14 protein-coding genes are annotated in these 12,620 nt (G+C 34.3%); all 14 read left to right on the top strand.

Annotated features, from left to right (window positions below):
- The first annotated feature begins 250 nt into the window (after positions 1 to 250).
- Positions 251 to 838, top strand: coding sequence for an isoprenylcysteine carboxylmethyltransferase family protein (locus tag GXX20_06295; GenBank protein HHW31269.1), 588 nt, complete (start codon positions 251 to 253; stop codon positions 836 to 838).
- A 70-nt stretch (positions 839 to 908) separates the two neighbouring features.
- Positions 909 to 1,205: a hypothetical protein gene (locus GXX20_06290; GenBank protein ID HHW31268.1), complete on the top strand. Its 297-nt coding sequence runs from the start codon at positions 909 to 911 to the stop codon at positions 1,203 to 1,205.
- 400 nt (positions 1,206 to 1,605) lie between these two features.
- The gene (locus tag GXX20_06285) at positions 1,606 to 2,109 is read left to right on the top strand and encodes an N-acetyltransferase (protein HHW31267.1); all 504 of its coding nucleotides are present in this window, start codon (positions 1,606 to 1,608) and stop codon (positions 2,107 to 2,109) included.
- Between the two features lie 109 nt (positions 2,110 to 2,218).
- On the top strand, positions 2,219 to 2,920 hold the full coding sequence (locus GXX20_06280; GenBank protein ID HHW31266.1) for a hypothetical protein: 702 nt from the start codon (positions 2,219 to 2,221) through the stop codon (positions 2,918 to 2,920).
- 2 nt (positions 2,921 to 2,922) lie between these two features.
- A complete protein-coding gene (locus GXX20_06275; GenBank protein HHW31265.1) occupies positions 2,923 to 3,063 on the top strand; it encodes a hypothetical protein in 141 nt (46 codons plus the stop codon).
- Between the two features lie 85 nt (positions 3,064 to 3,148).
- The gene (locus GXX20_06270; GenBank protein HHW31264.1) at positions 3,149 to 3,637 is read left to right on the top strand and encodes a GNAT family N-acetyltransferase; all 489 of its coding nucleotides are present in this window, start codon (positions 3,149 to 3,151) and stop codon (positions 3,635 to 3,637) included.
- Between the two features lie 141 nt (positions 3,638 to 3,778).
- Positions 3,779 to 3,961 (top strand): hypothetical protein, encoded by a 183-nt coding sequence (locus GXX20_06265; protein HHW31263.1) that lies wholly within the window; start codon positions 3,779 to 3,781, stop codon positions 3,959 to 3,961.
- Positions 3,962 to 3,972: 11 nt separating this feature from the next.
- Complete coding sequence (locus GXX20_06260; GenBank protein ID HHW31262.1) at positions 3,973 to 4,323, top strand: GrpB family protein; 351 nt, start codon at positions 3,973 to 3,975, stop codon at positions 4,321 to 4,323.
- Positions 4,320 to 5,054 (top strand): M48 family metallopeptidase, encoded by a 735-nt coding sequence (locus GXX20_06255; GenBank protein ID HHW31261.1) that lies wholly within the window; start codon positions 4,320 to 4,322, stop codon positions 5,052 to 5,054. The genes GXX20_06260 and GXX20_06255 overlap by 4 nt, the downstream gene beginning before the upstream one ends.
- Positions 5,055 to 5,087: 33 nt before the next feature.
- On the top strand, positions 5,088 to 5,756 hold the full coding sequence (locus GXX20_06250; GenBank protein HHW31260.1) for a class I SAM-dependent methyltransferase: 669 nt from the start codon (positions 5,088 to 5,090) through the stop codon (positions 5,754 to 5,756).
- 167 nt (positions 5,757 to 5,923) lie between these two features.
- Positions 5,924 to 6,529 (top strand): DUF1819 family protein, encoded by a 606-nt coding sequence (locus GXX20_06245; protein HHW31259.1) that lies wholly within the window; start codon positions 5,924 to 5,926, stop codon positions 6,527 to 6,529.
- Positions 6,530 to 7,114: a DUF1788 domain-containing protein gene (locus GXX20_06240; protein HHW31258.1), complete on the top strand. Its 585-nt coding sequence runs from the start codon at positions 6,530 to 6,532 to the stop codon at positions 7,112 to 7,114.
- A gap of 46 nt (positions 7,115 to 7,160) precedes the next feature.
- On the top strand, positions 7,161 to 10,721 hold the full coding sequence (brxC, locus tag GXX20_06235) for a BREX system P-loop protein BrxC (protein ID HHW31257.1): 3,561 nt from the start codon (positions 7,161 to 7,163) through the stop codon (positions 10,719 to 10,721).
- A gap of 12 nt (positions 10,722 to 10,733) precedes the next feature.
- Positions 10,734 to 12,620 (top strand): BREX-1 system adenine-specific DNA-methyltransferase PglX (gene pglX / locus GXX20_06230; GenBank protein ID HHW31256.1); only part of this gene is annotated, 1,887 nt, incomplete at its 3' end.

The following is a 12,620-nucleotide window of genomic DNA, read 5'->3' as shown; positions in this document are numbered from 1 at the left end:
TTCTTCCCTTAAGACCTCAATCACTATTTTTGCTTTTTCTTCCGGTGTAAAATTTCTTCTCTTTTCCATAGTTCCATTCTAACTTATTTTGGCCGTTTTGTCTGTCTTAATTTCTGGTATCATTATAACTTAAAATCTTTCATACTACTGTGTGTACTGTTTGCCGTCAGCGGTTCCAAAGTTCACCAAATATTTAGCAGAAATAGAATATCTAAAACTGAAATATCTGGTATAATCAAAAAAGTTATATATGACGAAGAAAGAGGCGGTAATTATCCAGGGATATTTTGCAATAGCAACGCTGATCACACTTATAATAATGGTTTTGTTTCGTGTTTTGCAATTGCGTAAAATGGGTATTAAGGCCATGAAGTTTGGCCATATGGATAAAAAGGATTTCCTGATTATACCATTTGTTTTGCTGTTTTTTTATATTGTGTTTTCCAGTGTTTTTAGCATACCTCAATTGGGAACCGCATTATTTAGCAATGAGATTGTCAGTTGGGTTGGCGTAGTGTTGTGTTTGCTGGGACTGATATTTTTCCTTTTAACCCTGATTTCTTTTAGCAGAAGTTTTCGAGTTGGAATAGATGAAGAACAGCCAGGTCCTTTAATAACAACAGGCACTCTTGCAATCAGTCGAAATCCGATTTATACTTCTTTTGGATTTGTATTGCTTGGAATATTTTTAATTTTTTCAAACTGGATATTATTGCTGTACCTAATTGCTGGCATATGGCTTTTTAACCGCCAGGTTCTCCGGGAGGAAGATTCTTTGAAAAAGATTTATGGTGAAGAATACATAGAATATTGTAAAAAAGTACGTAGATATCTTTAATATATTTATTATAGTTAAAGGGGAGTGACTGGTTACGAAAAAATTATCTTTGCTATTGGTTATCATTTTGTTGATGGCTTTATTTACTTCCTGTACCAATAAAGAGTATGAAAATTTTCAAGAACTTAATAGCGGCTCAAAATTGCAGAGGGGAAGTGTAATTTATACTTTTTACAGCGCGCTGCCAAAGGATTCGCTTAGAGGTAAGCAAATAGGAATAGTTGATGGGGACAAAAAACATAAAGTATTTGAGGTAAAAGGTTTTTCATCAGATGAATGGATTATAGAATATTATGATGTAATAATGTCAGTTTATAATTTATATAAAGCAGATACAGTAACCGAAATTCCTGAGGAATTGAAATAATATAAATTGACATAATGCAACCATTTATCTGAACAGATGTGTGGTTGAGTTAAAATGAAGTTTGTTAACAAAGTTCGTTACAAAATCCCGTAGCAGGTGCAGGAGAAATCCTGATTGGCTTCGGGATTTCTTTCAATCAAGATTTAACCAGGTATCAAGAAATCTCTCGCTTCTATAGCGGGAGCTGAATTGATGCAAATTATAATAATAACCTTGTTGAGTGGGAGATTGCAAGACCCCTACTGAATCCCCGAGGGAAGTGGGTTTGCTTTCTAAGAAAAAAGAATTGTTAATTAACTGCTATAAATTTTCCTATAATTTATAATGATAATTATAATGTTTGGAGATATAAGATAAATTTTATGGTTTCATCTAACAATATTTGAAAGGAGTGAGTTATATGTTAGAAAACATTACATTTAGGAATGCGGTAATTAATGATTTGCCAGTTATTGTGGATATTTATAATTCAACAATTCCAAGTAGAATGGTGACAGGTGATACTGAACCTTTATCTGTAGATGATAAATTAAATTGGTTTAATGAACATAATCCTGAAAAAAGACCCTTATGGATCGTGGAACATGAAGGTAAAACATGTGGTTGGGTAAGTCTTCAATCTTTTTATGGAAGGCCGGCCTTTAATGCAACTGCTGAAATAAGTATTTACCTCCATGAAAATTACAGAGGTAAGGGGATTGGTAAAAAGGTTTTAAACAAGGTCATAGAAGAATGTCCAACGTTAGAAATTGATACACTACTTAGTTTTATCTTTGGACACAATGAACCCAGCATTAGATTATTTTCAGATTTTGGTTTTGAGAAATGGGGCTTTTTACCGGAAATTGCAAATTTCGATGGAGTTAAACGTGATTTATTAATTTTAGGGAAAAAAATATATTAATGTCCAAATGGAAAAACAACCAAACAGCAAAGTTGAATATCGTTTTATGTAGATAGAGCGCAGGAAAAGGAAATAAAGATACTGAGTATTAAGAGCGGTGAGGTTTTTTATGGAATACAAATATGCCAAAAATGATAATTATGAAGACTTTTCTGCTGGTCGTGTCCTGTATAATGTGAAAGGTATGACAAATTTTCCGGTAAGATTAGCACAGGAAATATTCTGCAGGTGCTTGCAGTATTCATCAATAAAAAAAAATATTTGTTTATATGATTGTTGTTGCGGTGGAGGTTATTTACTCACTATTTTAGGATTTTTAAATCAGGGAACAATTAGAAGAATTATTGGAAGCGACATTAATAGAGAGATACTTAATATTGCAGAAAAAAATCTATCACTATTAAGCAAAGAAGGAATAAATAGACGAATAATAGAGATTGAACAAATGATAGAAAGTTATCAAAAGCAGTCACATATTGATGCAAAGCATAGCGCTATCATACTTAGAGATTTAATTAAAACTGATATCGAATTTATAGTTTTTCAGAGCGATGCATTAAAAGCCATTAATCTTGATATAAAGCCAGATATTATTATTACTGACGTTCCATATGGCAAATTGGTGAATTGGGAAGGAAATGAAGAAAATGTTATAGATAAATTATTAGATGCACTTTATGAAATCTGTTCTTCAGATACTATTATAGGTCTTTGTATGAATAAAAAACAGAAAGTCAGGAATGAGAAGTTTATACGATTGGAAAAACAACAAATTGGGAAAAGAAAATTTGAAATATTAAGGAAAAAATGACTTTGAAACTGGATGGATGTCCAGCGGAAAGCAATCCGAAAGAATTTGATGAATTTATAAGAATATACAATAAAGCAAAGGTATCTAAAAAAGCCGTTGATACTACTTATGAGAGACGAAGCAGTGTTATTATGTTATATTAATATAAAACAGGATGTAGCTAAATAATGTGGTTAAGTAAGGACATTTAATAAGTAACTGTCAGAACGGAAAGGGAGCAAAAATTACATGGAATTAATAATAGAGAGATTACCAATGAATCATATGGATGAAGCCCTTATTCTATTAAGGGATGTTTTTACATGTGAGCAAAACATACCAGCAGAGTTACATAATATAAAAGAAGACTTTAAACCAATTTGGTGGTGTGCAAGGATAGATTCTGAAATTGTGGGTGTAGTGGCAGGATGGATTGAAAAAGATCAATGGCATTGGGGGAGATTTGCGGTTAAAAAAAGGCTGCGGGGACAAGGTATTGGTAAAAAACTAGCCCTATTTTCATTAAATGAAATTTTTAATCTGGGTGCTGAGAAAATTCTTATTGAAGCAAGGGATATTACTGTAGGCATTTTAAAAAAACTTGGAGGAAAAGTAGTCGGAGAACCAATAAATTTTTATGGAGAGTCCGTTACTCCCATGGTACTAAAAAAACAAGACTTTTTAAAATGTAATATTTATGGGCGAAATTTCGATTTGCAAAATACTTGCAGATCCTAGGGGCAAAATTTCTGAATTAAAGGCAAAAACCAAGCCCTATCCTCATGTTTTAAAAGATGCAGTAGTTCAATTCTTTATGTTTGAGGCTTCCTTTTCCTTAAAGTTTGCTGAGGATAATGTTGATAGGGATGATATTTATATATGTATGTGGACATAAAAGCAGTCAAAATGATAAATGGTTTTTGTATAAAGCCCAAGAATTACAAAAGTAGAACAGATGAGATTATTACATTGCTTTCTGCTGATAGAGATACTACAAGAGAAGGAATAAATATGCTTAAGAAACTTGTTTCTGAAACAGAAATGCTTATTAAAGGTGGATAAGGTGGGTACTAATGGAATTTAACGAGATAATTCACATTGAAGAATATAACCCTGAATGGGCAAGGTTGTATATTGTAGAAAAAGAACAACTATGCAGTGCTCTTGGAAGCATGATTCTGGGTATTGAACATATAGGAAGCACATCTGTTCCCGGAATTTGGGCAAAACCTATAATTGACATCATGATAGGGGTAAGGTCCTTACCCCTTGAAAAATATCTAATTGATGATGAAGCGATGAGATATTCAGAGTTGAAAAAAACTATAATATCCAAAGGTATTAACAATTTATTGGAGTACTCGGAGTGTAAAGCTGATTTTATTAATGAAGTCATTAAAAAGGCTAATGAGAGGATAAAATGAAAGATAAATATTATATCGAAAACTATGATAAAAGTAGAATTTATTATACTTTGTTAAGAACTAAAAGAAAAACAATAGGGATAATTGTTGACAGAAATGGCGAAGTGAAAGTTCATGCCCCTTTCGGTGTCAGCGAAAAGCATATTTCCGAAGTTGTACAGAAAAAGGCAGATTGGGTTATAAAAAAAGTTAGTGAAGTACGAGAAAGAAGTTCAAATTCAGTTTGCAGGCAGTTTATAAACGGAGAGAAATTATTGTACCTTGGTAGGGAATATATCCTTGAAATAGTGGAAAGAAATTGTGGCAAGCCTGAGGTATTTATTAAGAAGAACACTATGGAAGTGTACATATCCCAGGGTTTGTCGGCCGAAACCAGGAAACAGGTAATAAAAGAAGCATTAATAAAATGGTACAGGCAGCGTTTTGCTGAAATTGTTAAAGAAAGATTTGATAAATATTCTTTACAAGTCAAGGCAGCTCCCGGCAAAGTGGTTATAAAAGACCAGAAAACCAGATGGGGAAGTTGCAGTAGAAAGGGAAATATTAATTTAAACTGGAGATTAATCATGGCTCCTGTTGATATAATCGATTATGTGGTTGTACATGAATTGTGCCATTTAAAAATTATGAACCATTCAAAGGACTTCTGGAATCTTGTAATGTCTATACTGCCAAACTATCATGAAAGCCGGAAGTGGCTGAAAACAAACGAAAATAGATTAAGAATATAGAGTTAAAGGTGGAAAAAGACTATGGAAGTGAATATGGAAGAATATAATATTGTAAAAGCCGACTTCAATGAGATATCAGAATTAGAGGACCCGAAATGGAATCATAATAACTGTTATTATAATCAACTCATAAAACTTGTACCGGATAATGCGGAAACTTGCCTTGACATTGGCTGTGGCAAAGGCGAACTCTCATTTATGCTATCTAAAAAATCTAATAAAGTAATTGCAGTTGACCTTGCAGATAAAATGATTGATAAGGCAAAAATTTTACATCCCGGCAATAATATTGAGTATATTTGCGGGAACATTCTTGAAATGGAATTTCAAAACGATAGCCTTGATGTTATTATAACAACGGCTACAGCACATCATTTGCCTTATGAATGGCTTCTTTGTTTCGCAAGGGACAAACTTAAAAAAGGCGGTAAACTCATTATATTGGACCTGGTAAAAGCAAAATCATTAAATGATTATTTTATATGGAGCTTTGCTTTCTTTCCTAATATTATAATGAACTTGATAAAAAACGGCAGGCTAAAAAAAGACGATGAGCATGCAAAAGAAGTTTGGGAAAGACATGGCAGACATGATACATATATGACGATTGATGAAATAAGGTCATTGGCAAATAAACATATACCGAAAGCAACAATTCAGCGAAAACTCTTCTGGAGATATCTATTGGTATGGGAGAAGTAACTTACAAAAATCATTTTGCTCTTCATAGCAATGTTCCATAAAATTTGTAGAAGAAACTAACATTATCGAAAATAGGCGCGATTTATACTCAAACTTGTATAATATTCTAATTAGTATATATAATTAAAATAAAATATCGAAAAAGTAGCCCGGAAAGAAGGGAAATTATGGCAGAAACGTTAGAATATAAATCTACAATAAAAACAAGACCATTCTTATTTAAAGAGACAAAGAAGGCTGCAGAACTGATAATTCAAGGATTTAAGAACTCTGAGATAAAAGACAAAGCAAGAAACGATAATATTTTTCAGGTAAACACAGAAACACGAAGAAGTGAAATTGCATCAATAGTGCTTCAAAGATTAAATGCTATTGATGATTTTTTTATTCAAAAAATAGCGAATGGTGAAATAAGAACCAGCAAGCAAATAATTATCTACTCTATTATGAAAACAGACAGGTTATTTTTCGAATTTATGTATGAAGTATTTAGAGAAAAAATAATGATGAGAGATTTTACGTTGCAAGATAAGGATTTTCATATATTCTTTGATAGAAAAAGGGAACAAAGTGAAAAAGTGGCATCATGGACTGACTATACATTCTATAAATTAAAGCAGGTTTATATCCGTATCCTGTTTGAAGCTGGTTTCATAAAAGGCCAGAAAGAAAACAGGGAAATAGTTAAGCCAATAATAGAAGAAGAAATAGTGCAACACCTTAAAGAGATTGGAGACATAAAATACCTTAATGCGCTGATAGGAGAGATGTAAGTGAAAACTATTTATCAAAGGCTTGATGAAATCATAGACAGGATTATGAAAGAATCATTCAGGAAAAATACAGGACTTGGGAATGAAATAGGATATTATATATTTGACTATGAGCCCAGGTACGAAATGCTTGTGAGAGACCATGTGAATTATCTAAAGCAGAAAATAAATGAAGGGAATTACGGTTTTAAAATAAAGGAATTTGACTTGTACGAAATAATGCTGGAACTTCTTGAAGCCAAAGGTTATCTAAAGAAAAATTTTGAAATGGAACAGGTAAAGGGCAGTGAATTTGTATTTAACGCTACGAAAAAGGCATTGAGGCTTACAGAAAAGAATGACCTTATTATCCAGTATATAAGAGATAGGGTAGAAAAAGGAGATGTAGTATTTATAACCGGTGTGGGAAAGATATGGCCGATTATCCGCTCACATACAGTGTTAAATAACCTTCATCAGGTTTTGGATGAAGTACCTGTAATTATGTTTTTCCCAGGAGTATATGATGGACTTGAATTGGTGCTTTTTGAAGATATTAAGGATGATAACTATTATAGAGCATTTAAATTAGTGGAAAGATATTAGCGGGAATCAGGTTCATAACTCACCATAAATTGAGGAGGAATTGAACATGTTAATAAGAGATATATTTAAAAAACCTATCAACAGAGATATTAAAGGTGTAATTAAGGTTGGCCAGGATGATGACAGCAATGTGCATCAGGAGCTTGAAGAATATGTTGTTACGAGAGAATTGGCAAAACACTTTGATACTTTCTTTGAAGCATATAAAAAAGGAATTATAGGCACTACTGACAAAATGGGAGTGTGGATTTCAGGTTTCTTTGGAAGTGGTAAATCCCATTTCCTCAAAATACTATCTTACCTCCTTGAGAATAGAGTAGTTGAAGGCAAAAGAGCAATTGAATATTTCACTGACAAAATACAGGACACTATGGTTCTGGCAGATATGAAACTAGCCGGGGACACTTCAGCAGACGTTATTCTATTTAACATTGATTCCAAGAGCGATTCTGATTCAAAAGCCAACAAAGACGCCATTGTAAAAGTTTTTAGTAAGGTATTCAATGAAATGCAGGGCTTTTGCAGTTCAATGCCCTGGATAGCAGACTTGGAAAGACAAATGGTAGCTGATGGTGTTTATGAAAATTTTAAAAAAACATTTAAAGATATATCAGGAAGAGAATGGGCAGATGCAAGAGAGGATTTTTACTATGAAGAAGATGCGATAGTAGAAGCATTATCGAAAAGTACCAGGATGAGCCAGGAGGCAGCCCGGAACTGGTATGCAAAAGCAGAAGAAAATTATTCTCTGAGTGTTGAGAAATTTGCCAGGCGCGTAAGAGAGTATATAGAAAAGAAAGGGAAAAACCATCACGTTATTTTCATGGTCGACGAAATTGGCCAATATATTGGAGATAACTCTCAATTGATGCTAAATCTTCAAACCGTTGTTGAAGACTTGGGAACTGAATGCGGTGGTAAAGCCTGGGTTATTGTTACAAGCCAGCAGGATATTGATTCTGTTACAAAAGTAAAAGGAAATGATTTTTCCAAGATCCAGGGAAGATTCAATACACGTCTTAGTCTTTCCAGCGCCAATGTTGACGAGGTAATCAGAAAAAGAATACTATTAAAAAATGACGTAGCAAGGGATACATTGAAACTTCTTTACGAGCAGAAAAATGCCATACTTAAAAATCTTATCACATTCTCAGCGGATACTCCGGAAAAAAAGGTATACAAGGATAGTGAAGATTTTACAGAATGCTACCCCTTTATACCCTATCAATTCAATCTTCTTCAGCAGGTGCTGACTTCTATAAGGATACACGGAGCCTCCGGTAAGCATCTGGCAGAAGGGGAGCGCTCCATGATTAGTTCATTCCAGGAATCTGCTATACAATATATGAACCAGGAGATAGGAACGCTAATACCCTTTTCAGCCTTTTATGATACTGTTGAAGCCTTCCTTGATTCCAATATCAGGACGGTTATTATCCATGCTCAGGAAAATGATAATCTGAATGATTTTGATGTAGAACTTTTGAAAGTTCTCTTCATGACTAAATATGTCAAGGAGATACCTGCGAATATAGAGAACCTGGCTACCCTAATGGTAACTAATATTGACGAGGACAAAATAGACCTCAAAAAGAAAATAGAAGACTCTTTGAAAAGGCTGGTAAAGGAAACCCTTGTTCAGAAAAATGGAGATGAATATATATTTCTCACCCATGAGGAGCAGGAAATCGACAGAGAAATAAAGAACATCAATGTGGATTTAGGAGAGGTAATTCAGAAAGTTTCTGAAATTATCTTTGATGAAATCTATCCAGATAAGAAGTATAAATATTCTTCAAGATACAACTTTAGTTTTAACCAGGTGGTAGATGACAGATTCTTCAGAGGCAACCAGGGCAACGATATAGGTCTTAAAATAATAACTCCCTACTACGATACCGGAGAAGAACTTACCGATAATGAACTTAAACTAATGTCTATGAGGGAAAACAATTTAATTGTTAAACTTCCCAATGATACTACTTTCCTTGTTGAAATGGAGGAAGTATTGAAAATTGAAACCTTCCTGAGGAGAAAAGGTGGTACTTCTTTAACTCAAAAAATTGAAGAAATTAAGGATACAAAGAGAAGGGAACTTGTAGGACGAAATGAGAGGATAAAAAGGCTTTTGATTGAAGCCATAGAAAATTCGGACATGTATGCTAATTCTCAGAGGCTTGAAATAAAGAAAAAAAATCCGGTGGAAAGAATAAATGATGGTTTCAGGGTGCTCATTGAAGGGATTTATACAAAACTTGATTATATTAATTATTTCACTACCACTAAGGACCTTTATGATATATTTGCCGATAATGAGCAGATTGTACTAAAAGATGCTGTATCTCCAAATAAACTTGCCTTGGATGAAATAACAGGCTATATAGAAAGGAATACTACACGAAGCATACCTGTAACCATGAAAACAATTCTTGGCATTTATGAAAAAGCTCCTTACGGATGGCTTGAAGAGGATATTGAATGGCTGGTTGCCAAATTATATAAAGAACAGGAAATAAAGTTACAACTTAATAGCCAGTACCTGGATATTCAGGACAGGGAGATTGTCAAATATCTGACCAAGAGGGATTATGTTGACCGGCTCCTTATTGAAAAGAGGATAAAGGTGCCTGCACACCAGATTAGCAATGCCAGGGAACTATGCAAGGAACTGTTCAATATTACTGCTGTTCCTTCTGACGAGGACGGCCTTATGAGAAAGTTTAAAGAACTGGCCAGGGATGAAATTGCAAAAATAAATGAATTGCTTGTTTACTACAAACAATCCAGGTATCCGGGACAAGAAATTCTCGAAGAAGGAAAAGAAGTCTTAGAGAAGATTTGTAAGATAGATGATGCGAAAGAATTTTACGATGAATTGCAGAGAGAAAAGGATATGCTGCTGGATTATGCTGATGATTCTATCGATGTTAAAAAGTTTTTTGACAGCAATCAGAAGGAATTCTTTGACAAGGCTGTCCACAAGATAGATATATACAACAGCAACAAGACCTATGTACTGGATAAAGAAGTTATGGATTTAGTAGAACAGATGAAAAGAATTGTTGAAAGCAAAGAACCATATTCCCATATCCATAAACTGCCTGGCCTTATCGACGGGTTTAATGATAGATTTACTGATCTTCTGGAAGTAGAATGCAAGCCTGTAAGGCAGATAATTGAGAGTGATTATAACAAGGTAATCGAAGAATTGAACGAGCACGAATTCAAGCCTGTACTTTTTGATAGATTTAAGAGTAGATTTGATGACCTGCTATACAGATTGGACCATGCCAATAATTTCTATGAAGCCATAGCCATGAAGGAAGAAAGTGACAGGCTAAAATTGAGATGCTTTGATGAAATTGCAGGAGAAATTGCAAAAAGAAAATCTGATAAACTTCCAATAGATTCCGAAGTACCAGATAATCAATCAATTGTAGAAGATCAATCCGGGAAATATAAGAAAACGGTAAATATGAGTATTGCCAATATTCTTCGTGGAACAAAAAGTATTGAGAGTGAATCCGACATAGAGGATGTGGTAAATGAGATAAGGAATAGGTTAAAAAGTGAGTTAGAAGATGGAGTAATAATAAAACTTGTCTAGGGAGGCAACAGCGTGGATAAAACCGCAATAAAGAATTTTGCAGTATGGGCCAGGAAAAAGCTTATTGAAGATATAAAGCAGAAAGCATATGAGATAGGAATAACCGAAAAAGAGATAAAAGAGCCTGAAGTCTCTGCATCAGATACAATGATAATAGGAAACAGGAATCTGAACAAGACAGAGATGGCTCAAAGAAAGAGCCTTGTTTCGAGGATAAAGGAAAAAGGATTTAACAATGTGATAGAGGAAGTGGCATACACCTGGTTTAACAGGTTTATTGCCCTGCGTTTCATGGAAGTTAATGATTATATTCCTACAGGAGTGAGGGTATTGTCCTCTATTGAACCAGGCAGGAAGGAACCGGATATTGTTAAGGAAGCACTTAATTTGGACCTGGATTTAGATAGAGAACTGGTGTATACACTGCAGGATTATAATGATACTGAAGCCTTGTACAGGTATCTGCTTGTAAAGCAGTGTAATGCTTTAAATGAAATCCTTCCCGGATTGTTTGAAGAGATAGAGGATTATACAGAAATACTTTTGCCTTCAAATCTTCTTGGTGAAGGATCTGTCATAAGGCGGCTGGTAGATGATATATCAGAGGAAGATTTCAAAGAGCAGGTAGAAATCATAGGCTGGATGTACCAGTATTATATCTCGGAAAAGAAAGATGAGGTATTTGAGGGGCTAAAGAAAAATATCAAGATAACCAAAGAAAATATTCCTGCTGCTACCCAGTTATTTACACCCGATTGGATTGTTAAATACATGGTTGAAAACTCCCTGGGGAGACTATGGCTTGAAGGGCATCCCAATGAAGAGCTGAAGAGTAAATGGAAATATTATCTTGAGGAAGCTGAGCAGGAGCCTGACGTTCATAAACAGTTGGAAGAAATACGGGCTAAAAGTAAGGGTATAAGGCCAGAGGATATAAAGGTGCTGGATCCTGCAATGGGAAGCGGGCATATATTGGTGTATGCCTTTGATGTGCTTTATGATATCTACAAGAGTGAAGGATATTCGGAGAGGGATATTCCGAAGCATATTCTTGAAAACAACCTGTACGGGCTGGATATAGATGACAGGGCGGCTCAACTTGCCTATTTTGCAGTAATGATGAAGGCAAGGGGCAAAAGCAGAAGGATATTCAGGGAAGATATAAATATTAATGTATGTGCCATACAGGAAAGCAATGGCTTAAAGGAAAGCGGGAAGCTGGAAGAGCTGATAAATTATATATTGCAGGGAATTACAGGAGAAGAGAAGGATAAATTGAAAGCAGATATTGAGTATCTCACGGATATATTTTCTGATGCCAGGGAGTATGGATCAATACTTAAAGTAAAGCCTGTAGATTTTGAAGCAATAGAGAGAAGATTGGAAGAGATAAGTGATGAAGAGCCGAAGTATATATATGAACGTGAATATAAAAATATAATCCTGGAAAAGTTACCGGCTTTGGTTAAGCAGGCAAAAATAATGAGCCAGAAATATGACGTGGTATGTACAAATCCGCCCTATATGGGAAATAGAGGAATGGACATTAAGTTGTCGAATTATGTTAAAAAAAATTATCCGGATACAAAAAGTGATATGAGTACAGTTTTTATGGAAAAATCACTTAATATATGCAAAAAGACAGGCTATTTATCTATGATAAACATACCTGTATGGATGTTTTTATCAACCTATGAAAAATTACGTAAAATACTACTGGGTTCTAATACTATTATAAATATGTTACATTTTGGTAGAGGTGTTTTTGGCTCTGATTTTGGTACAACAGCATTTGTTATATTATGTCAGGATATTCTTAATTATAGGACGGTTTACAGAAAACTTTATCAAAAACAAGGCGCGGTTGATAATATTGAACAAAAAGAAAAATGGTTTTTT

It is taken from the genome of Clostridiaceae bacterium, assembly GCA_012840395.1.
Classification (GTDB): Bacteria; Bacillota; Clostridia; order Acetivibrionales; family DULL01; genus DULL01.
The sequence above is the reverse complement of the archived record's forward strand: the minus strand, read 5'-3'. Positions and strand labels throughout refer to the sequence as shown.

What these genes read in the sequence shown, in the direction of transcription:
- GXX20_06265 (HHW31263.1), top strand. Translation starts at nt 3,779, where the DNA reads ATGTATGTGGACATAAAAGCAGTCAAAATGATAAATGGTTTTTGTATA.
- brxC (HHW31257.1), top strand. Translation starts at nt 7,161, where the DNA reads ATGTTAATAAGAGATATATTTAAAAAACCTATCAACAGAGATATTAAA.
- GXX20_06295 (HHW31269.1), top strand. Translation starts at nt 251, where the DNA reads ATGACGAAGAAAGAGGCGGTAATTATCCAGGGATATTTTGCAATAGCA.
- GXX20_06250 (HHW31260.1), top strand. Translation starts at nt 5,088, where the DNA reads ATGGAAGAATATAATATTGTAAAAGCCGACTTCAATGAGATATCAGAA.
- GXX20_06270 (HHW31264.1), top strand. Translation starts at nt 3,149, where the DNA reads ATGGAATTAATAATAGAGAGATTACCAATGAATCATATGGATGAAGCC.
- GXX20_06280 (HHW31266.1), top strand. Translation starts at nt 2,219, where the DNA reads ATGGAATACAAATATGCCAAAAATGATAATTATGAAGACTTTTCTGCT.
- GXX20_06245 (HHW31259.1), top strand. Translation starts at nt 5,924, where the DNA reads ATGGCAGAAACGTTAGAATATAAATCTACAATAAAAACAAGACCATTC.
- GXX20_06285 (HHW31267.1), top strand. Translation starts at nt 1,606, where the DNA reads ATGTTAGAAAACATTACATTTAGGAATGCGGTAATTAATGATTTGCCA.
- GXX20_06255 (HHW31261.1), top strand. Translation starts at nt 4,320, where the DNA reads ATGAAAGATAAATATTATATCGAAAACTATGATAAAAGTAGAATTTAT.
- GXX20_06260 (HHW31262.1), top strand. Translation starts at nt 3,973, where the DNA reads ATGGAATTTAACGAGATAATTCACATTGAAGAATATAACCCTGAATGG.